The sequence below is a fragment of the Sphingomonas sp. PvP056 genome, from assembly GCF_040549155.1.
Lineage (GTDB): Bacteria > Pseudomonadota > Alphaproteobacteria > Sphingomonadales > Sphingomonadaceae > Sphingomonas.
The window spans coordinates 115,112-140,648 of record NZ_JBEPST010000005.1; the positions used below are offsets into that span (position 1 = coordinate 115,112).

16 protein-coding genes are annotated in these 25,537 nt (G+C 64.8%); 7 read left to right on the forward strand and 9 right to left on the reverse strand.

Annotated elements, in window-relative coordinates:
* Positions 1–11: 11 nt before the first annotated feature.
* Positions 12–3,125, reverse strand: a complete 3,114-nt coding sequence (locus ABIC17_RS13450; protein ID WP_354282507.1) for a TonB-dependent receptor — start codon at positions 3,123–3,125, stop codon at positions 12–14.
* 305 nt (positions 3,126–3,430) lie between these two features.
* Here ABIC17_RS13450 and ABIC17_RS13455 point away from each other — a divergent pair, with 305 nt between their 5' ends.
* From ABIC17_RS13455 to rpsU, 5 genes are all read left to right on the forward strand, one after another.
* Positions 3,431–5,950, forward strand: coding sequence for a glycoside hydrolase family 3 protein (locus ABIC17_RS13455; protein WP_354282508.1), 2,520 nt, complete (start codon positions 3,431–3,433; stop codon positions 5,948–5,950).
* Positions 5,947–7,773 carry a glycoside hydrolase family 9 protein gene (locus tag ABIC17_RS13460; RefSeq protein ID WP_354282510.1) on the forward strand — a complete coding sequence of 609 codons (1,827 nt, stop codon included), beginning with the start codon at positions 5,947–5,949 and terminating at the stop codon, positions 7,771–7,773. Before ABIC17_RS13455 ends, ABIC17_RS13460 begins: the two co-directional genes overlap by 4 nt.
* A 191-nt stretch (positions 7,774–7,964) precedes the next feature.
* Entirely contained in the window at positions 7,965–8,099 is a 135-nt protein-coding gene (locus ABIC17_RS13465; RefSeq protein ID WP_354282512.1) for a hypothetical protein, read from the forward strand.
* Between the two features lie 76 nt (positions 8,100–8,175).
* Positions 8,176–8,397: a hypothetical protein gene (locus tag ABIC17_RS13470; protein ID WP_354282514.1), complete on the forward strand. Its 222-nt coding sequence runs from the start codon at positions 8,176–8,178 to the stop codon at positions 8,395–8,397.
* Positions 8,398–8,627: 230 nt separating this feature from the next.
* Positions 8,628–8,828, forward strand: a complete 201-nt coding sequence (gene rpsU / locus ABIC17_RS13475; RefSeq protein ID WP_354282516.1) for a 30S ribosomal protein S21 — start codon at positions 8,628–8,630, stop codon at positions 8,826–8,828.
* 101 nt (positions 8,829–8,929) lie between these two features.
* Here rpsU and ABIC17_RS13480 read toward each other — a convergent pair whose 3' ends face one another.
* The 8 genes from ABIC17_RS13480 to ABIC17_RS13515 all read right to left on the reverse strand — a co-directional run bounded on the left by ABIC17_RS13480 (position 8,930) and on the right by ABIC17_RS13515 (position 20,986).
* Positions 8,930–9,613, reverse strand: a complete 684-nt coding sequence (locus ABIC17_RS13480) for an HAD-IA family hydrolase (RefSeq protein ID WP_354282518.1) — start codon at positions 9,611–9,613, stop codon at positions 8,930–8,932.
* 156 nt (positions 9,614–9,769) lie between these two features.
* Entirely contained in the window at positions 9,770–11,413 is a 1,644-nt protein-coding gene (locus ABIC17_RS13485; protein WP_354282520.1) for a phospholipase D family protein, read from the reverse strand.
* On the reverse strand, positions 11,394–12,536 hold the full coding sequence (locus ABIC17_RS13490) for an AI-2E family transporter (protein ID WP_354282522.1): 1,143 nt from the start codon (positions 12,534–12,536) through the stop codon (positions 11,394–11,396). Before ABIC17_RS13490 ends, ABIC17_RS13485 begins: the two co-directional genes overlap by 20 nt.
* 157 nt (positions 12,537–12,693) lie before the next feature.
* Positions 12,694–15,624 (reverse strand): TIM-barrel domain-containing protein, encoded by a 2,931-nt coding sequence (locus ABIC17_RS13495; RefSeq protein WP_354282524.1) that lies wholly within the window; start codon positions 15,622–15,624, stop codon positions 12,694–12,696.
* A gap of 26 nt (positions 15,625–15,650) precedes the next feature.
* On the reverse strand, positions 15,651–17,036 hold the full coding sequence (locus ABIC17_RS13500; RefSeq protein ID WP_354282526.1) for a glycoside hydrolase family 43 protein: 1,386 nt from the start codon (positions 17,034–17,036) through the stop codon (positions 15,651–15,653).
* Between the two features lie 29 nt (positions 17,037–17,065).
* The gene (locus ABIC17_RS13505; protein WP_354282528.1) at positions 17,066–18,529 is read right to left on the reverse strand and encodes a DUF1593 domain-containing protein; all 1,464 of its coding nucleotides are present in this window, start codon (positions 18,527–18,529) and stop codon (positions 17,066–17,068) included.
* 163 nt (positions 18,530–18,692) lie between these two features.
* Complete coding sequence (locus tag ABIC17_RS13510; protein ID WP_354282530.1) at positions 18,693–19,415, reverse strand: SapC family protein; 723 nt, start codon at positions 19,413–19,415, stop codon at positions 18,693–18,695.
* Positions 19,412–20,986: a tryptophan halogenase family protein gene (locus ABIC17_RS13515; protein ID WP_354282532.1), complete on the reverse strand. Its 1,575-nt coding sequence runs from the start codon at positions 20,984–20,986 to the stop codon at positions 19,412–19,414. Before ABIC17_RS13515 ends, ABIC17_RS13510 begins: the two co-directional genes overlap by 4 nt.
* 136 nt (positions 20,987–21,122) lie before the next feature.
* On the opposite strand from ABIC17_RS13515, the gene ABIC17_RS13520 reads away from it, so the two are divergent.
* Together ABIC17_RS13520 and ABIC17_RS13525 are read left to right on the forward strand one after the other, a co-directional pair.
* Positions 21,123–23,987, forward strand: coding sequence for a TonB-dependent receptor (locus tag ABIC17_RS13520; protein ID WP_354282533.1), 2,865 nt, complete (start codon positions 21,123–21,125; stop codon positions 23,985–23,987).
* 248 nt (positions 23,988–24,235) lie between these two features.
* Positions 24,236–25,387 (forward strand): endo-1,4-beta-xylanase, encoded by a 1,152-nt coding sequence (locus ABIC17_RS13525; RefSeq protein ID WP_354282535.1) that lies wholly within the window; start codon positions 24,236–24,238, stop codon positions 25,385–25,387.
* The last annotated feature ends 150 nt before the right edge of the window (positions 25,388–25,537 follow it).

The following is a 25,537-nucleotide window of genomic DNA, read 5'->3' on the forward strand; positions in this document are numbered from 1 at the left end:
CCCCATCATCGTCAGAAGGCCAGGTTGATGCCAGTGCTCAGGCGGCGATCTGCCTGGAACCAGCTACGACCCACCAGCTTGCCACCGGGATAGCCGCCCATCAGCGTCCGCTGCGTCGAGGCGGTCAGGTTGGTCGCCTGCACGCCGAACGACAACTGATCGTTCACCTTAAACCGCACACCCGCGTCGATCGAACCATAGTTACCGCCGTAGATCGGCAAGGCGATCTGCGTGGTCGTATCGTTGCCGCCATCCTGATTGTTCACGACGCCGGGTGCAGTGTAATAGCTGTAGGTGCCGTTGGTGCCGTTGCTGTTGGTCGACAGCAGATATTGCGAGCGCCACGAATAGGCGACGCGCAACGAGACCGGGTTACGCTCATACAACAACGTCGCATTCAGATTGTGCTTCGACAGCCCAACCAGCGGCGCATCGTTGCGGATCGCACCGGTGATGTCGCGGTAGACGTCGCCCGGATTGCTGCTCTTGATGAAGGTGTAATTACCCTCGAACCCGAACCCGGCAAGCGCGCCGGGCAGCATATCGAGGAAGAAGCGGCCGCCGACCTCGACACCCTTGACGTTCGCCGCCTTGGTCGAGTTGGTATAGTCGGTCGCGGACGCCGTGACGTTCTCGGTGCTGCCGTCGGTGAACTGGACCGTGACCTGCCGGTTGGTCAGCGCATAGATGGGCAGGTTGGTGAGCCGCTTGTAGAACGGGGCGATGTGGAACGACGTCCCCACGCGTCCGTAATATTCAAGCGAGATGTCGAAATTGTTCGACAGCGTCGGCTTGAGCAACGGGTTGCCGGTGTCTGCGGTAAAGTTGTTGAACGTCCCGATGCCGCCGGGAGTCTGGCTCGGGGTCGTCGCCACGCCGATCGAACCCGATGCGCGCAGTGCGTTGAAGGTCGGCAGATCCATCGTGATGTTGTAGCCGCCGCGGACCTTGATCTTGTCGGTCGGCGAATATTCGAGATTGACCGACGGCAGGACCCGCGTGAAGTCCGCCTTTCCGCCACGGGCGAGGAACGTGTTCGCCAGCGTCCGCTGGACGCCGTTCTGGATGAACACCGTCCCGCCATTCTGCTGGATGAACCCGCTGCCCTCATTCTCGATGTGCACGACCCGCACGCCGACGTTGCCCGAGATGCCGCGTGCGCCATCCTGCGGTCCGAAACGGACCAGCGCATAGCCCGCGATATTCTGGGTCTTGTTGTCGACCTGATCGCCCGGCAGGACGAAGCCGGGCTGACGGATGGCCAGCGTGCCGTCCGCGTTGAACTGGCCGCCATAGCCTGTGCTCGGCAATGGACCCGACGCCGAACAGTCGAACTCGCGCCCGGTGCAGAAGCCCGCCGGGGGTGCCGTCACCAGCCCGGTGCGGTTGACGTTGAACCGCGACGCAAGGTTTTCCGATGCGAACATCAGGTTACCCGGCGACGCTGCGTTCCCGCGGAAGAAGTCCTTGAACGCATGGGTGGCAACGTCACCCGCTGCGGCGTTGGCGTAGGTCAGCTGCGGATCGCCGTTCCAGCCACGGCCAAGCGCCGTCCAGTTATAGCCGTTCGAAAGATCGCGCTCGGTCCGCTTGGCGTAACGCCCGCCGACCTTGACCGACCGGAAGAAGCTGTCGTCGAACTTGTATTCGGCGTCGAGCTGGGCTGCGTCGAGCCGCCCCTTGTTGCGTTCGTTGTGCGGCATGGAGGCCGTCCAGAAATACTTTGACGGATCGGCGAACCCCGCCTGCGCCTCCGGACCGACGCTGATCTGGGGCAGATCCCCCCGCAGGTCGATGCCATAGCTCTGACCGAAACCGATATCGCGGAAGATGTCGATACGATCATAGACCTGACTGGAATCAACCCGCTGGAGCGAGCCCTTGATTGACAACGGACCATCCTTCGGCGCCCAGGCGAACGACAGCGAGTAATCGCGCGTCACCGTGTTGCTCTGGACGAAACCCTTGTTACCGCTGCTGTTGACCGCCTGCCCCGTCGGCTGGAAGTTGCCGTCCGCGCTGACATTGCGGTTGAACAGCGCGTTCGTGCTGGTCAGCAGGCCATTGCTGTCGAACGTGCTGCTCGCCGGATCGACCGCGAGCGTCTGCGAATCGAGCTGGGTGCCATAGTCGCTCGACTGGCTCTTGTAGCGTGACTGGAAGAAGCTGCCGGTGAAGGTCAGCGATTCCGCGGGCTGCCACTGCGCAGCGCCATAGATGCCGTAGCGTTTGTACTGGAACGCCTCGTCGCCGTAGGCGAAGCCGCTGGGAACGTACCGATCGTTGCCATCGCTGAGCCGGGTCTTGAAATAGGGGCTGGTGCGGATGAACTGCGACAGCGAGCTGAACTGACTGAACGCCACGTCGCCGAGCAGCCCGATCCGCCCGATCGGCGTCTCGAACGAATCGGTCACCAGGATCGAGCCCGACGGATCGACCTTGTTCGCCATGTCGCCAACCGCGAGTTCGCCCGTGCCCGCGACATGGAACTTGCCGTTGAAGTCGAACGGCATCTTGGTGCGCAGATCGATCTGGCCGCCGGTGCCGCCTTCGATCAGATCCGCCGTGGACGCCTTGTAGACATCGACCGCCGACATCAGTTCCGGCGTCACGTCGCTCCACAGGATCGCACGACCGTTGTTCGCGCTGAAGATCTCGCGCCCGTTGAGCCGCGATGCCACGCCGGTCAGGCCACGCACCTGGACGCCCGAACCCTGGACCGAATAGTGATCGGGATCGCCAAGCGCCGCGAAACGCACGATCGACACGCCCGAGACGCGCTGCAGCACTTCGGTGATCGAGTTGTCGGGCAACTTGCCGGCATCATCGGCAACGATCGAATCGACGATCGTCTCGCTGCGGCGCTTGCGCTGGTCTGCGGCTTGGAGCGCGGCGCGGCGTCCGGTGACGACGATATCGCCCGTGGTTTCTGCGGGTGCGGGCTCACCGACTTCCTGCGCAGGCGCTGCGGCCTGAGTCGTGTTCGGCGCGATCGCCTGCGTTTCGGCTTGTGCCCAGGCACTTGCGCTGGTCCCGGCGGCAAGCAACGCCGCCATCGACACGCCCGCGCGCATCGCGAGCACGCCGCGCGACTGCCGGCCAAGATTGAGTGTGAACGCCTTCATATATCCCCCCTGCGCGCCGCCCCCCACAGGGCGGTGCAATCGTCAAGATTGGCGCACCTTATAAAAGTGCTTCCATCAGCGGCTGTTAGCGGTACCGCATTTATAGGACAACACCGTTTTCATATTTGCGCCAGCAATGTCACGGACCTGTTGTCAAATTGTCGCACGGGTTGCGCGTCATCCGGCGCATCCGTCGGGGCGAAATGGATGGGCATATTGCCGAACGACGCCGGAAGCGGTGATATACCGGTCGGGGTGATACCGGCGTAACAATCAGGACCGCGAACCGCGGGGGGGAGAGTATGATGTCAGCCAGTCTTTCGACGTTCACCATTGCGCTGCTGCTGCAATCGGCAGCGATGCCGCCCGCGGTACCGCTCTCGGCGGTAGCGCACCCGGAACTCTGGCCAACCGCCAGCGCCCGCCCGCTTCGTGACCCGAAGGTCGAGGCGCGGATCGAGGCGATCCTCAAACGCATGTCGGTCGCGGACAAGGTCGGCCAGCTGATCCAGGTCGACATCGCCAGCATCGACCCGTCGGACCTGCGCACCTACAAGCTCGGTTCGATCCTCAACGGCGGCAATTCGGGCCCCCGCGGCAACGACCTTGCGCCACCCGTCGAATGGCTGAAGCTCGCCGACGAATTCTACGACGCCTCGATGGCGCGCAGCGACGGTCGCCCCGCGATCCCCGTCATCTGGGGGACCGACGCGGTCCACGGCAACAACAACATCCCCGGCGCGACGCTTTTCCCGCACAACATCGGCCTCGGCGCAGCGCGCGACCGCGACCTGATGCGCGACATCGGCCACGTCACCGCAATCGAGACAGCCGCCGCCGGGATCGACTGGACCTTCGCACCAACCCTCGCCGTCGTCCGGGACGATCGCTGGGGCCGCACTTACGAAAGCTATTCCGAAGAACCGACGATCCAGGCGGATTACGCGGGCGCGGTGATCGAGGGCGTACAGGGCAAGGTCGGCACGAAGGAATTCCTCGCCCCCGACCACGTCATCGCCACGACCAAGCATTTCCTCGGCGACGGCGGCACGGGCGGGCGCGATCAGGGTGATGCGCGTATCCCCGAAACCGAACTGCGCGACGTGCATCTCGGCGGCTATCCCGCGGCGATCGAGGCGGGCACGCAATCGGTCATGGCGAGCTTCTCGAGCTGGAACGGTGCGAAGATGCACGGCAACAAGAGCTTGCTGACCGGTGTGCTCAAGGATCGCCTCCACTTCGACGGGTTCGTGGTCGGCGACTGGAACGGCCACGGCCAGGTCGAGGGCTGTTCGAACGAGAGTTGCGCCGCCGCGATCAATGCCGGGCTCGACATGTTCATGTATTCGGGCAGCGGGTGGAAAACGCTCTACGACAACACGCTGAAGCAGGCGCAGAGCGGCGAGATTTCCGCGGCACGGCTGGACGACGCGGTCCGCCGCATCCTGCGCGTCAAGATCCGCGCGGGCACGTTCGACCGCGGTCGTCCCTCGTCGCGGGCACTGGCGGGCAAGATGGCGCTGATCGGCGCGGCGGATCACCGCGCGATCGCACGCCGGGCGGTCCAGGAATCGCTCGTGCTGCTGAAGAACGACGGCGGCCTGCTGCCATTGAAGCCTTCCGCCAACATTCTGGTGGCGGGCGGCGGCGCGGACAACATCGCGCAACAGGCCGGCGGCTGGTCGCTGACATGGCAGGGCACAGGCACGACCAACGCGAACTTCCCCAATGCCGAGACGATCTGGTCGGGGATCAGCACGGCGATCAAGGCCGCGGGCGGCACCGCCACGCTGTCCGAAGACGGCAGCTATAGCAGGAAGCCCGATGCGGCGATCGTCGTGTTCGGCGAACAGCCCTACGCCGAATTCAAGGGCGACCGACCCAATCTCGATTACAGTCCCGAGGACAAGTCGGATCTCGAACTGCTGCGCAAGCTGAAGGCGGCGGGCGTGCCGGTGGTTGCGGTGTTCCTGTCGGGACGGCCGCTGTGGGTGAATGCCGAACTCAACGCCTCGGACGCATTCGTCGCGGCGTTCCTGCCGGGGAGCGAGGGCGGCGGCGTCGCCGACGTGCTGTTCCGCAAGCAAGACGGCGGCATCGCGCACGACTTCCGCGGGAAACTCAGTTTTTCCTGGCCCAAGCGCCCCGACCAGTTCGTCCTCAACCGTTCCGATCCGGGCTACGACCCGCTGTTCGCCTTCGGCTATGGCCTCAGCTACGCCAAGCCCGGCGTCGTGCCCAAGCTCGACGAAACGCGCCCAACCGGCATGGCCGCGTCGTCGAACGGCACCATCTTCGGCAAGGGACGCGTCCCCGAGGGCTGGTCGCTGACACTGGTCGAACAGGGGCAGTCTAAGGTCCGCCTGCTTGGCGCAACCGGAACGACCACTTCCAGGCGCCTCACCGCGTCCGCGGTCGACCGCCGCCGTCAGGAGGATGCGCGTGCGTTCGTCTGGGCGGGTGGCGCTGCGGACGCGCGGGTCGAGACGTCCGGACCGCTCGACCTGACCCGCGAGAGCAACGGGGAACTGAGCCTGGTCGTTGACGTCCGCGTCGATCGCGCGGGCAGCGCGCCCGTCTCCCTCGGCATGGTCAGCAACGACGGCAAGGTCGTGACCGTCCCGATCACCGGCGCGCTGGCGGCGGGCAAGGCGGGCGCGTGGCAACAGGTGATGGTCCCGCTGCAGTGCTTCGCCAAGCGCGGGGCCGACATGGCGCAAGTCACCGCACCGTTCGTGATCGCGACCGATGGCAAGCTCGCGCTGTCGATCTCCGACGTGAAGATCGATTCGGCACCCGTCCCGATGACCCAGTGCGGCGGATGAGCCGGATCCTGTCGGGCGCAACGGCCCTGCTGCTGACGACGGCCGCCGCCCCGGCCCCGCCCGTACCGCCGCCCGCCCCGATCCGGATCGGTCAGGCCGGGTTCGAGACCAGCGGCACCAAGATCGCGATCCTGGCCGCCGCCGAGACCACGCCGCTGGCGTGGACGCTGACCGACGCGCGCGGCAAGATCGTGGCGTCGGGCAAGACGATCCCGTTCGGCCCCGACGCCGCGTCCGGCGAAAGCGTCCACCGGATCGACTTCGGCGCGTTCCGCCGCTCGGGCAACGGCTACCGTCTTCACGTCGGCCCCAAAGCCAGCCATCCGTTCGCCATCAACACTCGTCCGTTCGGGCCGCTCGCACTGACGGCCATGGCGTTCTTCTATCAGCAGCGCAGCGCGGTCCCGATCCTGCCCGACTACGTCGAGCGCCCCGACCTCGCCCGCCCCGCCGGTCATCCGTCCGACACCGCCACCTGTTTCGCCGGACGCGACCAGAAGGGCGTCCAATGGCCCGGGTGCGATTATACGCTCGATGCGACCGGCGGCTGGTATGACGCGGGCGACCACGGCAAATATGTTGTGAACGGCGGCGTCTCGACATGGACGTTGCTCGACCTGCACGAACGGCTTGCCGCGTGGGGCGATGCCACGGCCTTCGCGGATGGCCGCCTTGCGCTACCCGAACGCGGCAATGGCATCGACGATCTGCTCGACGAGGCGCGCGTCGAAGTCGGCTTCCTCCTGTCGATGCAGATCCCCGACGGCACCCGCTTGGCGATCGCGCCGGATGCAGGGCGTCCGGGCAAGCCGATCACGCGGTTCGAGACGATCGATGCTGGCGGCCTCGTCCACACCAAGATCGCCGACGAGACCTGGACCAGGATACCGACCGCGCCCGCCGAGGATCGGCAGACCCGGTTCCTGTACCCGCCATCGACCGCCGCAACGCTCAACATGGTCGGCGTCGCGGCGCACTGCGCGCGGATCTGGCGGACGGTCGATCCGGCTTTCGCCACCCGCTGCCTGACCGCGGCACGACGGGGATGGGCGGCGGCGCTGCGCCATCCCGATCTACTGACGAGTTCCGACTTCACCGGCAGCGGTGGATATGGCGACCGGGACGTGCGCGACGAATTCAGCTTCGCGGCGGCGCAGCTTTACGCAACGACGCGCGAGCCCGTGTTCCTCGAACGATTGCGCAAGGACGGGATCTTCACCGACCCCGGCACGGATATCAGTTGGGGATCGCTAAAGCTTGCGGGCGCGCTGACACTCGCAACGCTCCCCACGGGGCTGCCCGACACCGACGCCGCGACGCTCCGCAACCGCATCACCACGCTTGCCGACGGGTTCGTCGCCGAGACCGGGCGCAGCGGGTATGGCATCCCGTTCAGCGGCACACGGTATCCCTGGGGCTCGAACAGCACGATCCTCAACCGCGCGATCGTGCTTGGCGTGGCATGGCAGATCGACCGGAAGCCTGCGTACCGCGACGCCGTGGTTGCAAGCCTCGACTACATCCTCGGCCGCAATCCGCTCGATCGGTCCTATGTGACGGGCGTCGGCGTTCGCCCGATGCAGCATCCGCACCACCGGTTCTGGGCGGCCGCGGCGGACGCGCGGTTCCCGGCACCACCCAGCGGTGTCCTGTCGGGTGGGCCCAATTCCGGCGCGGCGAACGATGCCGGTCCGCTGAAGGGCTGTGCGCCGCAAACTTGCTGGGTCGATGACTACCGTGCCTTCACGGTCAACGAGGTGGCGATCAACTGGAACGCCCCCCTCGTCTGGACGGCTGCGTTCGTCGACGCGACGCGCAAATGATAGACCCGGGTCGATGCCGGTGCAGTCAGACGCCACGTCGAATCATGCCATTCCCAGCCCCCTCGACGGATCGTCATGCGGCGGTTTCGTTTTGCGCAGTCGTGATTGGAAGGACCGCAGTTGCGCCAAAACATGGGCGACGTCACATATTCTGCGAATGCTGCAGCGCAGCAATACTTCGTGAGGTTGCCATGTTTTCCCTGATCGCTCTCTACATCCAGTATCGCAAGGCGCAGTCCGCCGACACTGCAGCCCTCCGGGCGACCGCGAACCAGAGCGGGCCAGCCAATGACGCAGCCGATATCGGGATTGCGAGAGCCGCGTAAATCCGCGAGAGACCGGGCCGGACAACGGGGTTCACTATCCCTTTCGTTGCCGACCCTAACGAACGAGGCTTTTCCCGTGGTAGCGACCGTCATTACCCCCAGCGGCCCCGGCGCGATGGAAGCAGGCCTCGTGCTCGATGAGGACGGCCAGCGTTTCGTCGTGCTGACGTTCAAGGAACCCAAGGGCGAACCGACGCTGGTCACCTTCACTGTTCCGATCTTCCAGAATTACGTCGAGCACCTCGTCCGCACGGCGAAGGCAGCCGACGAAGAAGCCAATTGGGGCATCCCGGGCTGAGAGTCGCATCGCGAGCGACGGTCACCCGTACCTTCGGCCTCGCAGCACCGAATGACGCCGTCGCGTTCCTGCGAGGGCGGGCAAAACCGGATTTTGCGCCGGTATCCGCCCTCCATACGGGCTAATTAGGACGATTCAGCGACAAGAACGTGAACTCGTCCCTTGGCACGCCCGCGCATTGCCCATACAGCGGTGGAAATTCACCCGCATCACACCACGAGCTAACGACCATGCAGATTACCGTTCGCGACAACAACGTCGACCAGGCGCTTCGTGCGCTCAAGAAGAAAATGCAGCGGGAAGGTATCTTCCGCGAGATGAAGCAGCGTCGCCACTACGAGAAGCCGTCCGAGAAGCGCGCGCGTGAGCGGGCTGCTGCCATCGGTCGCGCCCGCAAGGCCGATCGCAAGCGCGCGGAACGCGACGCCTGATTCTCTGGCGGGGTGCGGAACGCCCTCCCCGCCAGTCAATTTGTTTCCGGTGAACCTGACATCAGCACCGCGCTCCGCGGCGCTGATGTTTTGCGTGTGCGCTAGCGACTCGACGTTAGTCGCATCGTTCCGTCGCTGTGGATCGTGGTGAGGCCGCGATAATCGCGGATTTGCGGATGTTCCGTCGGGACGGGATGCGCATGGGTGGCGGTGATCACGACCACCGGTGCTCCCGCGGCGCGACCGGCCGCGATCCCCGCTGGTGCGTCCTCGAACACGGCGCACTGCGTCACGTCCTTCCCCAGTCGGCGTGCTGCCTCGATGTAGCAATCGGGGGCGGGTTTGCCGTTGGCGATGTCCTCGGCGGTGATGAACAGGGGCGGCGCGGTCAGACCGGCGGCCGCCAGACGCGCCTCTGCCAGCACGCGGGTGGCGGACGTGACGATCGCCCAGCCGTCTTCCGGCAGCCCCGCCACGAATTCGGCCGCTCCCTCGATCGCGCGAACCCCGTCGAGGTCGATCGCCTCCTCGCGCGCGATCCACGCGGCTTCCGCGCGCGGATCGATTCCCGGAATGCCGAGCCGGGTGATCGTCTCGATCGTCTGTACCCCGTGAATGGTGGGGAGAATCACCACCGGATCGAGATCATGCGCGCGAAGCCAGCGCGACCAGACGCGCTCGGCGGATCCGATCGAGGTGAGCAGCGTCCCGTCCATGTCGAACAGACAGGCCTGGAACGAACGGTCCGCATACGGGACAAGCGATTGGGAATACTGATTGGTCATGGCGCGTGCGTTTCAGGAAAACCGCGCCCGATGCAAGAGCGCGCGCGACCGCTGGGCAGCGGTTCACGACGAACATCTGCCCCACCGTCCGCCAGATCGTTACCTATCAGGCGTGCTGACATTCGCTCTGACAATCCCTCGCTATGTCCCTGAGATCTAGAGCAACCACCGGATCGGTAACCGCTCGGCCACCGCGATGACGGCGTGATCGACGGCCGTCATGCCGGGTTCGCGGTCATGCAGGATCGTGGTCTCCCCCCGGACTTCGCGCCATTGCAGGCGGTCGCCGTCCGCCAGCACGACTTCATACGCTGCCTGAGGAATGGCCTCGTCAAACGTGTCCGCGATCCGCGCGGCGAGTTCGGGACTGTCGATCACGAAGCCGAGCTCGGTGTTAAGGTCGATCGACCGCGGATCGAGGTTGAACGACCCGATGAACAACCGCGCACGATCGACCGCGAAAGTCTTCGCATGAAGCGTCGATGCCCCCGACCGCAGTGCGGCAACGCGTCCCGTGCCCGATCCCCGCAGCGTACTCCCGATCCCGAGCCGACTGCCCTGCCGACGCGCCTTGTGATCGGGAAGATCGCGCGCGGTGCCGCACAGTTCGAACAGCCGCACCCCCGCTTGCAACAGCGCGGTACGCGATGGCGCATAGCCCGCGTGAACCAGCGCGACGTCGGTCGCGGCGAAACTGTTGGTGAGCACACGGATCGACACGCCGTCCCGTGCGAGCGCGCAAAGCTGCTCCGTCACCGCGTCGCCGGGAACGAAATAGCCCGCCACCAATAGGAGTTCGCGGTCCGGCGCGCCGATCGCCGCGTTGAGCTTGCCCGCCAGCAACGCCTCGCGCGGCGCTGCGTCCAGTGCCTTGGCCGGATCGTCGCTGATCATCCGCACGGGTGCCCAGGTCAATTTGAGGCTTCCGTCGATCAGGTCGCGGATCAGCGGCAGCGCGCGAAGCCGCTCGACGAACGCCCTCGCCCCCGGGTCGCGCTCGACCAGCGACGCTTTGGTGGTCAACTGATCGAGCTTGGCGTCGCCGACCCGCGGCAGGATCTGCGCGGCGGGATAGGCCGAGGCGCTGTTCCAATAACGCGCGAAGTCGTCCTCGACCGCTTCGACGATCGGGCCAATCGCGAGTACGTCGAGATCGGCGAACAGCCCACCGTCGCCCGCGCCGAAATATTCGTCGCCGACGTTCCGTCCCCCGACGATCGTCGCGGCACCGTCGGCGGTGAAGCTCTTGTTGTGCATCCGGCGATTGAGCCGTTTGAAATCAGCAAGGTAGCCGATCGCTTTGGGAAAACGGATGCGGAACGGATTGAACAGCCGCACCGCGATATTGGGATGCCGATCCAGCGCCGACAAAATGGTGTCGAGCCCGGCAATGCCATTGTCGTCGAGCAGCAACCGCACCTTCACGCCACGCTCTGCGGCCTGATGAACCGCCTCGAGCATCAGCGTGCCCGTCCGGTCGCCGTGCCAGATGTAATATTGCAGGTCGAGCGTCCGCTCCGCCTGCCGCGCCAACAGGACGCGCGCGGCAAAGGCATCGTGCGCGTCGGACAGAAGCTGCAGGCCCGTCAGATCGGGGTGCCGCGCCGCCGCTTCCGCCGCCGCCCGACCGAGTGTGGTGTCCCGGCCGCCCCGCGTTGCTGGCTCAGCCTCCGGCTTGCGGTCCGGGAGCCGGCTCAGCAACCGCAAGCCCCCCACAAGCGCCGTCGCCCCGGCGAGCGCGATCAGGACAGCACGCGCCCTGCCCGCCGTACGCGGGCGTTTAGCTTTCGACGTTGCCATGCCCGTCCTTAGGCGCGCTGTCGTCACCGTCCACCGACCCGGGCGCGAGGCCAAGCCGCTGCTCGGTCAGGATGCTCCATCCGGTGAGGAACAGCGCACCGACGATCGGGCCAACGACGATGCCGCTCAAACCGACCAGCTCGATCCCACCCAGCGTCGTGACCAGCACGAGCCAGTCGGGGATTCCCGTATCGCGGCCCACCAGGATCGGGCGCAGGATGTTGTCGGCAACCCCGATCACGACGACGCCCGACGCCACCACGACCGCAGCTTGCCAGAGGGCGCCGGTGGCAAACAAATAGATTGCGACCGGTCCCCAGATGATCGCCGGCCCAACCGCCGGAAGCAACGCGGCGATCGCCATCAGCACGCCCCACAGCAAGGCGGCGGGCAGCCCGACGATCCAGAACGTCACCGCCCCCAACGCACCCTGCACCAGCGCCACGACGACCGACCCCTTGATCGTCGCCCGCGCAACCGTCACGAACTTGTCGGCCAGCCGGACCGCCGCATCATGCTCGATCGGGCACGCGCGGATGATCGCCGGCCCGAGACGCTCGCCGTCGCGCAGCAGAAAGAAGGTGACGTACAGACCCACGCCGAACGCCAGCAGAAACGCTGCGGCATTCGCGCCGATCGAGAAGGCGCGGCTCGCCAGCATGCTGGCGCTGTTGCTGATCGCTTCCGAAATTTGCGCCTGCGCCCGTTCAAAGCTGCCGAACCCGCTGCTGTCGAGCAATTGCTGCAAGCGGCCCGGCAACGCGTCATGGATCTGTTCGAAATAGGACGCGAAGTTGATCTGCCCCGACCGGATCTGGCTGTACACGCCGGCAGCCTGGTCTACGACCATGCTGCCGACGATCAGCGCCGGGATGACTACCGCGACCGTGATGATCAGCAGCGTGACCAGCGCCGCGCGATTACGCCGGTCCGGCCAGCGCGCGAGCAGGCGCTGGAACAGCGGCTGGAACAGGATCGCCGCCAGCGCCGACCACAGCAATGCGCCGAGGAAGGTGTTGACGACCAGCCCCAGTCCGATCGTGATCAGGACGACGAAGAGGATGAGCCCGCCGTTTTCTAGGCGCTGCCGTTCGATAGCGATGGTCTGATCCTTTGACTTCATGCGTTTCGGTACGGCCCCGCGCCGTAATCACTCATATTCGTTGCGGGGGTGCAACTCTCAAGTGCCCGGATAGCTCCGTACGAAACGCTCATCCGTATGGCGGATGGTCGCGCAAGCGCGCCCGCCCGCCGCGTTTTGCCCGAACCGCCTGCCGCAATCAGCGCGCGGCGTCGAACCGCACACGGACAGCGCGCCCATCGTACTGGACGACTTTCGCCGCTGCGGGCACCGTGTTTGCGCGCCCGGAGCGGTCCATCACGATCACCTTCAGGCTCCGCTGACGCACCATGCCGGGGAAAGTCCCTCGCCGCGCGCCGACCGTCAGCGTCCGCTTGGCATCGTTCCAACGCAAATCATACCGCGCCGACTGACCCTTCTCGTAAGCATAGGTCTCGTTATCGTCCTCGTAGAGCGTAAAGGTCCCGTCCGCCCCCGGATAGACCCGGATCTCATAGGGCGCATCCGGTCGCTCGGTCGCATATTGCAGCACCGGCCCCATCGGGACGATCGACCCTGCGCGGACATACAGCGGGATCACATCGAGCGGGGCCGCACGCGCGACGGTCTCGCCACCACGGTAACGCTGGTTGGTCCAGAAATCATACCAGTCGCTCCCGCGCGGCAAATACGTCCGCATCGTCAGATCGCGCGGCGCGCTGAGCGCGACCGCATCCCGCTTCAGCTCGCTCGGGGTGCGCCAGACGAAGCGGAACACCCGCCCGCCCTCCGGGTGGAAGAACTCGAGCCGCACCGGCAGCCGTTCGCCCTTCCGAAGCGTATGCCGCACCACCCGGGTGCGGGTCGCGCTGCGGTTCCAGTCGTCGATTGCCGGCTTGCCGCCCAGGAACATCCGCATCCCGTCGTTGCCCGTCAGGCCGATCTCATATTCGCCGTCCTCGGGCGCGACCAGCTCCCCCTGCCAGCGCGCGGAGAAGTGGCTGAGCGAGGTCAGGCCCGGCGGCAGTTCGGCGAGCGGCGGATCGGGCCAAGTGTGATCGATCTTCGCATCGGCCACGGTGCCCGCCGGTTTCTCGAAATTCTCGCCGGCGAAATACTGAACCGTCAGCCCGGGCTTGCCGTCGGCGGTGCGGAGGGTCTCGGTCGGCACCACGGTCGCGCCGGACGGCAGGATATTGTACATCGCCCGCGTCACCGGGTGGACGAGCAACGACGACCCGAACATGAAGCTGTCGTCGATGCTGCGCACCGCCGGATCGTCCGGAAAATCCATCGGCAGCGCACGCATCAGCGTGTACCCGTCGGACGTCACCTTGGCGCTCAGGCTGTAGATATAGGGCAGCAGCCGGTAGCGCAGGTTCACGCTGTCGAGCAGCGTCTTGTAGACCGCCGGATCGAGCGTCTTGAAGATATACGGCTCGCGTTCGACGTTGGTGCCGTGGACCCGCATGATCGGGTTGAACGTCGCATATTGGAACCAGCGCGCGAACAGCTCGCGCCACGCGGGGTTCTTTTCACCGCCGGGAAAATCGCTGACGAAGAAGCCACCGGTATCCTGCGTCCAATAAGGGTTGCCGGTGATCGTGACGTTGACCCCGCCCGACACCTGCTGGGCGAACGTCTTCCAGCTCGCGTAGATGTCGCCCGACCACGACACCGCCCCCGTACGCTGCGCGCCCGCCCACGCCGACCGCGTCAGCGTGAACACGCGCTTGTCGCTGGTCGCGCGCTCCCCGTCATAGGTGCCTTGCGTCGTCAGCAACGAATAGGGGTTCAGATAGCGTGTGAAGTCGCCCATCGCATTGCTGCCGAGCGCCTTGGTATCACGCACATTGTCGACCGGGTTCCACATCGCCGAGCTGACCTCGACCTCGGTCCCGTCCATCCACAGCGCGTCGACGCCTTTGTCGAGCAGGCCGGACTTGATGTACTTGAAATAGATCCCGCGCGCCTTGGCGCTGTACGCATCATAGACGCGCGCCTGTTTGGAGATCCAATGGAGCGGTGCGAACCGCAAATTGGACTGGTCGAGTTCCTTTGCCAGCGGCGTGTCGTTGCCGACCGACGGCCAGATCGACACCATCAGCTTCATGTGCAGGTCGTGGATCTCCCGGCTCATGCCCGCCGGGTCGGGATAGCGCTTCGGGTCCCAGATCATCCCGGACCAGCTGCCGTCCTTGTCGCTGCCCCAATATTGCCAGTCCTGCACGATGTAATCGAGCGGAAACTGCTCCTTGCGGAAGGTCCGCGCGACCTCGACGAGGCGGTCCTGCGTCGGGTAGCGCTCCTTGCTCATGAACAGCCCGAACGCCTGCTTGGGGAACATCGGCGCTTCGCCGGTCAGCCAGCGATTGGCCTTGACCACCCCGTCCATCGTGTCGCCGGCCATGAAATAATAATCGACCCCGCCCGGCGCGCTTTCCGCCCATAGCCGCGCCCCATCGGCATCGTCCTTGAAGCGCATCTGCGAATAGGTGTCCCACAGCACGCCGTACCGCTCGGTCGAGACCATCACGGGGATGATGATGCCGACATTGGTCTGGACGAGCAGCAGGTCCTTGCCGCGCCGGTTCACCGCATCGTCGCTGGTGAAGCCAAAGCCGTAAATGCCCTCGTCGGGCTTCAGCGTGAAGCGGTTCTCCACTTCATAGGTCGGTGCGTCGGCTAGGACGCGCTTGTCGATCGACTGCGGCGCATCGCGCTTTTCCTGCGTGAGCAACCGTCCGGACGGAGCGTAATAGCTGACCGCTCCCGTGCGGATGTCGATTACGACGCGCAGTTTTGCGCCTGACAGTTCGAGCGTGCCGGCGGTTTCGCGGACCGTGAACGGCACTGCATCGGGTTCGCGGATCACGACGAGGCTGCGCTGCGTCCAATAGGATTGGCCGAGATTGGCATTCACCCGCACCACGCCGGGGGCGTAGAAGATCACCGATTTGGTCACGCCGCCCAGCGTGAACTGCACCCCGTTGCGCAGCCGCTGGAAGTGGAACGCCGAGTCCGCTGCAGTGGCTGCGGTCCGCATATGCCCAAGCGGGTCGAGACCGGTCGGCGGCGTGGGCGACTGCGCGAGCGTCGGACTTGCCGTCAAGATGGCGGCGGCGGCGGTCGCCATCCAGCGAGCTTTCATGCGACATTCCCCTCTGTGCGAAATCTTCAACGGTCGAACCGCCAGTAATCCACATCGACCAGCGACGGTGCATCGCCGCCCCGGAACACCAGATACAGGTCATGAACCCCGCGCGCACCGGACACCGCTGCGCTGGCTTCACGCCACTGCCCCGCCGCTCCGCTCGCGCCGACCGGCATCGTCCCGATCACCGCGCCGTCGACCCGGTCGAGCCGTAGTTCGATCTTCGCATTGGGTGCGCCATTGGCAAAACCGGCGCGAAACGCCTTCGCGCCGCTCGCGCCGAAATCGACCCCTGTGACCTTGATGTAGCTGCGATCCGCGGTGCGCGTGACGTAGACCCGCCCACGATCATCCTGCGCTGTGGTGACCCCCGGCACCCACAAGAAGGCGCGGTCACGGTCGCGCTTGATCCGCGACGTCCACGCGATCGTTTCCGCCTCGACCCGGGCATAGGGATCGAGCGTCCCGATCTGCGGCGCGCGCGCCTTGTCCCACCAGCCGAGGTTGGGGATCGTGCCGTCCGCATTGTAGGTGAACTTGGCGACCGATACCGATCGGCGCTCGTGATGGATCGGCGTCAGCGCGAAGTTGAGTTCATAGCTGAACCCGAACACATAGGAGCCGCCCTTATAGTCGATGATCCCCGGATGATTGCCCGTCGCGCGGGTATCGTGGTCCATGATCGGACCCTTGTAGGTCCACGGTCCGGTCGGCTTCGCGCTCATCGCATAGCCGATCCCCTCCGAGCAGCAGGTCGAGGCGAACGCCATGTAGTATCGGCCCTTGCGCTCGTAGAACCACGGCCCCTCCTGATAATCGATGATCCGCGGCACCTTCGTGATCGGGCCTGAATAGGACACCATGTCGCGGTTGAGCTTGACGTACCACAGGTCCGGGTTGCCCCAGTAGAGATAGGCCTGCCCGTCCTTGTCGATCCACACGGTCGGATCGATATAGCCGTTCTCAGGGGCGATCAGCGGCTTGCCGAGGACGTCGCGGAACGGCCCGGCAGGCGTATCGGCGACCGCCACCGCGATCACGTTCTTGGGCGATCCCGCGACGCTGATTGGCGTGTAGAGATAGAATTTCCCGTCCCGCGCGACCACCTGCGGCGCCCAGGCGTCGTTGCTTTGCACCGCCCAGGGAAAGGTCTTGAGCGAGGCGACCACGCCCCGGTCGGTCCAGTTGGCCATGTCGGTCGAACTGTACAGCCGCCAGTCGAGCATCTTGAAGCCATCGGCGTCGTCCTCGTCGTGGCTCGTGTAGAGATAGACGACGCCGTCATGCACCAGCGGCGCGGGATCGGCGGTGAAGCGCGTCTGGATGATAGGCGCGTCGGCGTACGCGGGCGCGATGAGCGTAGCCGCCGCAAGCAGCGCAGGCGCGAATAGTCGGCGAAAGGATCGCATGTGAGGTCCAACTCCTGGGAAAGCGTGGCTCAGGGTGTGATCGTGACGATCACGCGTTCGTATCGGCTGAGCGGCGGATCGCCCTTGTCGGTAACGCGGACGATGAAATGCGCCTCGCGCGGTTCGCTGACACTCGGGGCGGTGAAATCGACGGTATGGATATTGGCGGCAATGCCGTTCGCTATTCCCGTCTGCCAATGGCCGATCTCCGCATAGTGGAACCACTGGAAGCTCAGGCTGTCGCCGTCGGGATCGGTGCTGTCGCGCGCGCTCAGCACGAAGCGCTGGCCCGACTTGACCGTAAGCCGGTCGGGGTGGGCCAGGTGGACGACCGGCGCATGGTTGGCCTGCGCGAACGGTCGGGTCGTCCACGCCATGCGGGCGGCGAAATCGTTCTGGAAATCGTCGCGCCACCGCCAGATCCCGGCGCGGAAGTCCTTGATCTGCCGCTCGCCGGGACCGTCCGTTCGGCCATAGGCGCGCGCGACCTGCGGCGTGTACGTGTCGATCGCGTTCGTCCAGATCGGCCGCGTTTCCGGCACGATGGTCACCCCGCTGAAACCGCTCGGGTCGGTGGTCGCGACCGGCGGGGTATAGAGTTCATACCGGCCGCCCCACCCGCCCCAGTCGGGACGTTCCGGGTCGCTCAGCCCGGTCGGGATCAATGACAGATACGCGGGCGTATCCCCTTCCATGCCGTAGGACACGTCGGGATAGAGTGCGCCAAGCGGTCCATGCCCTTGCTGGATGTTGTCGCGCAGCCACGCGTTGCTGATCGTCCTGTTGTCCGCCCCGTCGATCAGCGTGTGGATCCCGGTCCAGGTGCCCGCGCCATACCCGCCGGGGCTGACGATGTAGAACAGATCGGGGAAGCTTTTGCGGATCCACGCACCGGCGTCGTCCTGATCGGAGATGGTGTAGACCCGCAGCTTGGCGACCAGCCGCCGGGCCGTTTCGGGCGATCGCGTCTCGCGGATCGCGTGAAGCGCCTGCGCCAGCGTGTTCGCACCGCCCCATACCGAGATCCACAGCGGCCGCGGATCGGGCCGCTCGAGCGCCTCGACGATCAGCCGCGATCCCGGCGTGTCCTTGCCAGCGCCGACCGTCGCCATGCCATAGCCCGGCTGCCCGTCGCGGACGAGCGACCGCAGACGATCGGGGGTCGGGAAACCGGCCTCATGCTTCAGCAGATTGGGATGCACCTGCCCATAGCCCTGGATGATGCGGCGGATCGAATCGGGGTGGATCGCGGTCTTCATATGAACCGACGTCGTCGCGATCAGTCCTTCGAGATCGATCTCGCTGGCGTAGAGAAACAGCCGGATGAAGGACTGCGTGTCATCGGGGTCGGCTTCGATGTCGCTCAGGACGATCATCCGCTGCTTCACGGCTGGCGCGGCGAGCGGGACTGCGGCGGCGGCATTGCCCTTGGCATGGGTAGAAGGCGAAGCGACGAGCGCGCAACACGCCAGCACGATCGACACAGTTCGCATCCTATCCCCCGTCCCAAATACCCGTCTTCGGGTCTTGAACGGCAGCGTAGCCGACCAGATATATTAGTCCTACTAGATTATGCCTGCCGGCAAACGCCGGTGTGCCCGCGCCGCGCGCAATGGCTGCATAATATGGCGTCAAAATCGACCGAAACTGCGGCTTTCAGGCTGAAAACGTCAGTTGAAACGACGCGATCGGACGCAATTGTGCTGCATTATGCAGCTGTTTCAGCCGTTCGACTTGAGCAAGCGACGCCGTCATCACCGCGGCGGGCGCGAGACGGTCGGCACGGTGCAGTGCAACAACCGTCGCATCGTCAAGCGCCGCCAGCTGCTCCTCGTCCAGTCCGTAAAGCCCCGCGATCGCATGTTCGTGGCCATCCGTATGCCGCAGCACCAGCGACAGGGGCCGTATCACGCGGAGTTGCGCATAGGTGTCGATCAACGCCTGTGCGGCAGCGACGTCCGCGATCACCGCGCCAAGGGCGTCCCGGATGGACGTCAAAAACGGCGTCGCAGATCGGTCGGAATCAAACAGCGGTTCGCCCCGCAAACTTAAGGCTGGGTCTGCTTCATCCAGCCCAACCCCTTCTAATCCCTCGGGATCAAGCCGAAACGCAGTCAGCGAGGCAGCCCGCGGAAGGTAGGTCGATTGCATTCCGCCCTGCTGCCAGAACAGGTTGCGCTGCTCGATGAGACCGAACAGCGCGACCAGGTTGAACCGGCCGGTTTGCCCATCCTTGACGAGAAACAGCGGCATGTCCGCCGCCGCCAACGCGATTTCCGACAGCCCGATCTGCACGAACTGCCGAGCCGCCGCGCCGGCCATCGTATCGACGCAAACAGCATGGTGCCGTGCAGCATCGAGCGGGACGATCCGGCTCATACCGCCTGCAACCCATGCTCACGGATCGCACGCAGCAAACTGCGGTGACTCGGCATCTGCGCCACCGCATCCCCCCGCATCCGCTCGATCCGCCCGACCCAACGGCGCGCTAAGACCGCGTCTGGGGATGACGCCGCAACTGTCGGATATTGCGTCTCAAATTCCATGCCGTGGAGGACATATTGATAGCTCGGCCAGGAGAAAACCTCGCGCGCATGCGCGAAATCCTGCGGCGCCGGGGGATGCTGCCGCCACAGGTCGAGGCGCTCCTTCAGCGCATCCGGGATCGACTCCGGTGCGGCATTATCGCGCCAGAAGGCGGTATCAGTGCGCTTGGTGATCGCATAATGCAGCTTGAGGAACTCGATGATCCGCTCCCAATGGTGGCGGAAGGATTCGTTGAACTGACGCGCCGCGGTGTCCATCGCGCCGCGCGTGCGCGGCAGGCGATCGGCGATCGCGTCCATCGACGCCTCGACCAGCATCAGCGCGGACGCCTCCAGCGGTTCAAGAAAGCCCGCCGATAAGCCCACGGCGACACAGTTGTTTTGCCAGAACCGCTCGCGATGCCCCGCCTCGATCGAGATACGTCGCGTCGAGAGGTGCTCGGCCTGCGGCCCTACATAGGCGCGCAACGCAGCCTCGGCAGCATCGTCGTCGATATGCGCGCTGCTATAGACATAGCCCGTGCCGCGGCGTGCCCACAGACCGATATCCCAGATCCACCCGGCATCCGACGCGGTCGATACGGTATGGCTGGTGATCGGCGTATTCTCATCGGGATACGGCACCTGCATCGCAATCGCGCGGTCCGCGAAGAGGATGTCATTGCACCGCCGGAAGGGCACACCGTACACCTTCCCGATCAGGCGTGCTGCGAACCCAGTGCAATCAATGAACAAATCCCCGGCGACGCTGCCGCCGTCGGCCAGGTCAAGCGAAGCGATGTCGCCATTGTCGGCCATCACCACGTCCGTCACATCACCGATGATATGCTCGACCCCGAGCCGACCCACTGCGTGTTCGCGAAGCAACGTCGCGAATTTGCCCGCATCGAGATGATAAGCGTAATTGGCGACCCCGCCATATTCGGGCGCGGTGATCGTCTTCGGGGCAAGACCGGCGTCGCACAGCGCCTGCTGGAAATCGACCCAGTCGGCGAAATCACGGTCCGGTGATTCCGCAACAAACTCCTGCCAATGCGGCGACAAGTTCAGGTCGGCTGCACCCGCCGGGGGATTGAGCGGATGGTAATAGGCATCGCGCGCCGATCCGTCCTTCCAGCCGACGAACCGAGCCCCCTGCTTGAACGCTGCATCGCACGATCGCAGGAACTCGGTCTCGCCGATGCCGATCTTGGCAAGCGTGTTGCGCATCGTCGGCCACGTTCCCTCGCCAACGCCAATCGTCGGCACGGTGGCGGATTCGACCAGCTTGACGATGATATCGTCCGATCCGCGCGCGCCCTTCGCGGCGAGCCTGGCGGCCGCAATCCAGCCGGCAGATCCCCCGCCGACGACCACGATCGTCCGGATTATGTCGGATTTGGTTCCGGTTTGCTGCTTTTGCATGCGCTCTCCCTGATCGCCCCTATCGCGCAAAACGGGCCCTGCGAATAGACCTTGATATATCGGACAAATGAAATAAACCGGCTTCAGGAAATCCGTACAGATGATGCGGAACGAGTAGAAAAGGGGGAGAGGATATATGTCGGACTTTTCGCAGACGCAGTCATTCAATCGGCGTATTGGTGGGTTGATGGGCAGCACCGCAGTGGCCGCTGTCGTGATGCTGGCAGCCGCCATGCCGGCGCAGGCACAGACTCAGGCACAGCCACCGTCGCAGGCCGGGATCCCCGCGGATACCGCCGGTGCTGATACGTCTGTTCCGCCGTCGCTGGCGCAGGATGCCGCGTCACCGGACATCGTCATCACGGGCATCCGCGGAAGCCTCGCTTCGTCGGCTTCGCAGAAGCGTAACGCGTCTGGCATCCTCGATGCGATCTCGTCCGAAGACCTTGGCAAGTTCCCCGATGCGAACGTCGCGGAATCGCTCCAGCGCATTCCTGGCGTCGCGATCGATCGCAGCAGCGGCGAAGGCCAGTCGGTCACCGTCCGCGGGCTCGGGCCGGCATTCAATACCGTGCTGTTCAACGGCCGCAGCTTCGCCTCGGACAATTACAGCCGCGCCTTCTCGTTCGATCTGATCCCCGCCGAACTGATCAGCGGCGCGCAGGTCTACAAGAGCACGCAGGCCCCGCTGCAGGGCGGCGGCATCGGCGCGACGATCAACGTCCAGACCCCGCGCCCGCTCGATCTGAAGAAGTTCAAGGGCGTGTTCAGCGCCAAGGGCCTGTACGAAAAGAACAGCGAGAAATTCACGCCGCAGCTGTTCGGCCTGCTCAGCGACACGTTCGCCGACGGCCGGATCGGGCTGCTCGCGTCGCTGTCCTATCAGAAGCGCATTGCGTCGATCGATTCGATTTCGAACGACGGCTACATCCCCAACACGTCGGTCGGCCCCAACAACGCGCCGCTGTTCACCAACGTCTACGCGCCGCGGAACCAGAACATCACCAACACCGTCGATCGCCGCACGCGGCTCGGCGCGACGCTGGTCGGGCAATATGCCCCGACCGACACGCTGACGTTGACTGTTGACGGCTTGTACAACCGCTTCAAGAGCGACCAGAGCGGCCACGGCCTCGGCAGTTGGTTCGAGCCTTCCAACTACACGGCGGCAACGATCGACTCCAATCGGTCGATCACCGGGCTGAGCACCAACGGCAACGCGGATTTCATCGCCTCGGGCAGCGTGCGTGAGACGACAACATACGAATTCGGCGGTAACGTCGAATGGAAGCCCAGCGACACCGTCAAGGTCGTGCTCGATGCGACGCAATCGCGCGCGAAGAACTCGGGCGGCGGCAAATCCTATTTCGCGGTGATCGGAACCCCGACGCCGTACAGCTTCACGGCGGCGGAAGGCGGCGGGATCCCTTCGACCTTCGGCTATGCATCGGGGGCGCTGTCCGATCCCACGCTCGGAAAAACCCACATCGCCGGCGTCAGTGGCAATGACGTGACCGAAAAGGTCACCGAATATCGCCTCAACACCGAGTGGAAAGCTGATTCGGGCGCGCTCAAGGTGCTCCGGTTCGGCCTGATGCGGACATCGCGCGACAAGCAGAACGTGCCGATCACGTCCGATCCGAACGTCGGCTGCGTCTATTGCGGTTATTCGACCTTCGCCGATTCCTCGCTGCTCTCGCCATTCTCCATCGGATCGTTCGGCTCGAGCCAGTTGCCAACGTCGTTCCTTACCTTCGATCCACGTGCCTATCTGAACTTCCTGACCAGCCCAGCCGCAACGGCGGCGCTGGACCGGGCGCGCGGGAACGCACCGGGGACGACGGCTGCGCTCTATGCAGCCTCGAACGGCTATGCCGCGACGGCCCAGCCTTCGACGCGGGTCCGAGAGACGGTCTACGCAGGCTATGCCGACGTCGACTTCGAGGGGACGCTTGGCGGCGTTCCGTGGTTCGTCAACGTCGGTGCGCGTTACGAGCACACAGAGTTGCGGTCGTTCGGGCAGCAATTGCAGTTGACGGACCTGCTGCCGGTGGCGGGCGATCCCACCATCTACAACGGTGTCTTTGCCAACAACCGTCAGACGGTCTCGGTCGACAAGGAATCGACCTACAACACGTTCCTGCCGAACCTGAACGTCCGGGTGAACATCGCGCCCAAGTTCCAGGCCCGCTTCGCCGCCTACAAGTCGCTGACGCGTCCTGCGATCGGTGATCTCGCGCCGAACCTCAACTATGATACGCTGCGTCCGGCGACGCTGACCGCAAGCGGGGGCAACCCTGAACTCAAGCCCTATCGCGCGACCAATTTCGATCTGTCGTTCGAATATTATCCGACGCGGACGACGACTCTGTCGGCGGCGGTGTTCTATAAGAGCATCGACGATTTCATCGTTCAGACCTTCGCACCGGAAAACTTCACGATCGCAAATTCCGGCAACTTGCCCGTCGGCGGACTCATCACCGGCCTGAACACCGCGCGGTTCAGCGTACGGCGGCCGCGCAATGCGGAGTCGCTCGATATCCGCGGGCTCGAACTCAACCTTGTCCATACGCTCGACTGGGCACCGGGCATCCTCAGCGGCTTCGGCGTGCAAGCGAACGCCACCTTCGTCAGCACCAATCGGAGCTTCGACGTGACGCAAGTCGGCCAGTCGTTCGCTGCGGAGGGGATCGGCAACTCGCAGAACGGGACAGTCTTCTACGAGAAATACGGCGTCTCGGCTCGCATCGCCTATAACCGGCGCGAGCGGTTCCTGCAGACGCTTGCGGGCGGCCCTGGCAACGAACCCGTCTTCGTTCGGAACTACGGCCAGTTCGACGGAAGTGCGGCCTATACCGTGACCAAGAACGCGCAGGTGTTCATCGAGGGCACCAACCTGTTCAACGCCAAGTACATCACGACGGGTCGGTTCGATAACCAGTTGCTCGGCTATCAGAACTTCGGGCCGCGCTATGACATCGGCTTCCGGTTGAACTTCTAACCGGGCAACGATCACGGCTTCCGGTGCGCAACCGCGTATTGGAAGCCGTGATCGTTCCGTGCGCCTTCCGTTTGATCGAACGTGCCAAGTAGCAAGACCCTGACCTCATCGTCGTGAGGCTTGGATACCCGTGGGTAACGGACGGCTTACGCGCTCCCCAGTGGCCAATGCCAATCCTTGACGTCACGCCCCCAACCTTCGAGAGTTAACGCCATCATCGATAGTGTTACTCCTCGAAGAGGTTGATCATGACCGGTTTTGCACGTCGCGACGTTCTGATGGCCGGTATCATGGGTGCGGTGGCTTCCCCGCTTGTGGCAAGGACCGACATCCCGCCCTCCCTCGACGTGCTGGCGCGGCGCAAGGGCTTGCGGTTCGGCTCCGCTATCAGCTGGGGCACCGCGGGTGCCGATCGTGGGTCGATTGCCAACCCACCGTACGCGCGGCTCGTCGCGGCGGAGTGCGGGGTGATCGTCGCTGAAAATGAAATGAAGTGGCAGGCCTTGCGGCCGTCGCCGACCGCCTTCGCGTTCGAACGGTTCGACGCCATCGTCGCCTGGGCCGAAAGTAAGCGCCTGGCTACGCGGGGCCATAACCTCCTGTGGCATCAACCCAAATGGTTACCCAGATGGCTCAACAGCTACGATTTCGGCGCGACGCCGAAACGCGAGGGTGAGCGATTGCTGACCACGCATATCGATACCGTCCTGGCGCGTTATGGGAAGCGGATCGAAAGCTATGACGTGGTCAACGAAGCCGTCCGCCCGTCAGACGGGCAGCTGTACGATACCAGCCTGTCGACCGCGATTGGCGGGGCGGAGGCGACGCTCGACCTGGCGTTCCACACCGCGCGTGCCGGGGCCCCACGCGCCGAACTGGTCTATAACGATTACATGAGCTGGGAGCCGGGAAACGCATCCCACCGTGCCGGCGTGCTCAAACTGCTCGAAGGGTTCAAGCGCCGTGGGACGCCCGTGGACGCGCTTGGCGTGCAGTCGCATCTCGTGACCCAGGGTCTGGATGCCAGGGCCAGCGTGACTCGGCTCGAACGGGACTGGCGACAGTTCCTCGATGCCGTGACGCAAATGGGCTATGCACTGGTGCTGACCGAACTCGACGTGCGCGACAACGGATTGCCGACCGAGATCACGCCACGGGATCGCGCCGTCGCTGATTTCACGAAGGGATATCTGGATGTGACATTAAGCTATCCGGCTGTGCGCGACGTGCTCAGCTGGGGGCTGTGCGACCGATACAGCTGGATCGAGGGGTTCGAACCGCGCAAGGACAAAGCGCTTCGCCGACCGACGTTGTACGACAGGGAGTTCAGACCGAAGCCTATGCGTGAGGCGGTGGCCGCCGCATTCGCCGCCGCCCCGCCGCGAAACCGTGCCACGTGATAGCGCCCGGATTATTCTGACCGCCGTTCGCGCTCGTCGCCCGGGCGGCGTTTGATGTCCCGGGCATGGCGCAACCACTTTGCCCCGTCCGCGCGCGCCCGACCCTTTGAAGATGACGCTTACGTACGGTGCTTTCCCCTGTTATCGTCC

What these genes read in the sequence shown, in the direction of transcription:
- ABIC17_RS13450 (WP_354282507.1), bottom strand. Translation starts at nt 3,125, where the DNA reads ATGAAGGCGTTCACACTCAATCTTGGCCGGCAGTCGCGCGGCGTGCTC.
- ABIC17_RS13455 (WP_354282508.1), top strand. Translation starts at nt 3,431, where the DNA reads ATGTCAGCCAGTCTTTCGACGTTCACCATTGCGCTGCTGCTGCAATCG.
- ABIC17_RS13460 (WP_354282510.1), top strand. Translation starts at nt 5,947, where the DNA reads ATGAGCCGGATCCTGTCGGGCGCAACGGCCCTGCTGCTGACGACGGCC.
- ABIC17_RS13465 (WP_354282512.1), top strand. Translation starts at nt 7,965, where the DNA reads ATGTTTTCCCTGATCGCTCTCTACATCCAGTATCGCAAGGCGCAGTCC.
- rpsU (WP_354282516.1), top strand. Translation starts at nt 8,628, where the DNA reads ATGCAGATTACCGTTCGCGACAACAACGTCGACCAGGCGCTTCGTGCG.
- ABIC17_RS13480 (WP_354282518.1), bottom strand. Translation starts at nt 9,613, where the DNA reads ATGACCAATCAGTATTCCCAATCGCTTGTCCCGTATGCGGACCGTTCG.
- ABIC17_RS13485 (WP_354282520.1), bottom strand. Translation starts at nt 11,413, where the DNA reads ATGGCAACGTCGAAAGCTAAACGCCCGCGTACGGCGGGCAGGGCGCGT.
- ABIC17_RS13490 (WP_354282522.1), bottom strand. Translation starts at nt 12,536, where the DNA reads ATGAAGTCAAAGGATCAGACCATCGCTATCGAACGGCAGCGCCTAGAA.
- ABIC17_RS13495 (WP_354282524.1), bottom strand. Translation starts at nt 15,624, where the DNA reads ATGAAAGCTCGCTGGATGGCGACCGCCGCCGCCGCCATCTTGACGGCA.
- ABIC17_RS13500 (WP_354282526.1), bottom strand. Translation starts at nt 17,036, where the DNA reads ATGCGATCCTTTCGCCGACTATTCGCGCCTGCGCTGCTTGCGGCGGCT.
- ABIC17_RS13505 (WP_354282528.1), bottom strand. Translation starts at nt 18,529, where the DNA reads ATGCGAACTGTGTCGATCGTGCTGGCGTGTTGCGCGCTCGTCGCTTCG.
- ABIC17_RS13510 (WP_354282530.1), bottom strand. Translation starts at nt 19,415, where the DNA reads ATGAGCCGGATCGTCCCGCTCGATGCTGCACGGCACCATGCTGTTTGC.
- ABIC17_RS13515 (WP_354282532.1), bottom strand. Translation starts at nt 20,986, where the DNA reads ATGCAAAAGCAGCAAACCGGAACCAAATCCGACATAATCCGGACGATC.
- ABIC17_RS13520 (WP_354282533.1), top strand. Translation starts at nt 21,123, where the DNA reads ATGTCGGACTTTTCGCAGACGCAGTCATTCAATCGGCGTATTGGTGGG.
- ABIC17_RS13525 (WP_354282535.1), top strand. Translation starts at nt 24,236, where the DNA reads ATGACCGGTTTTGCACGTCGCGACGTTCTGATGGCCGGTATCATGGGT.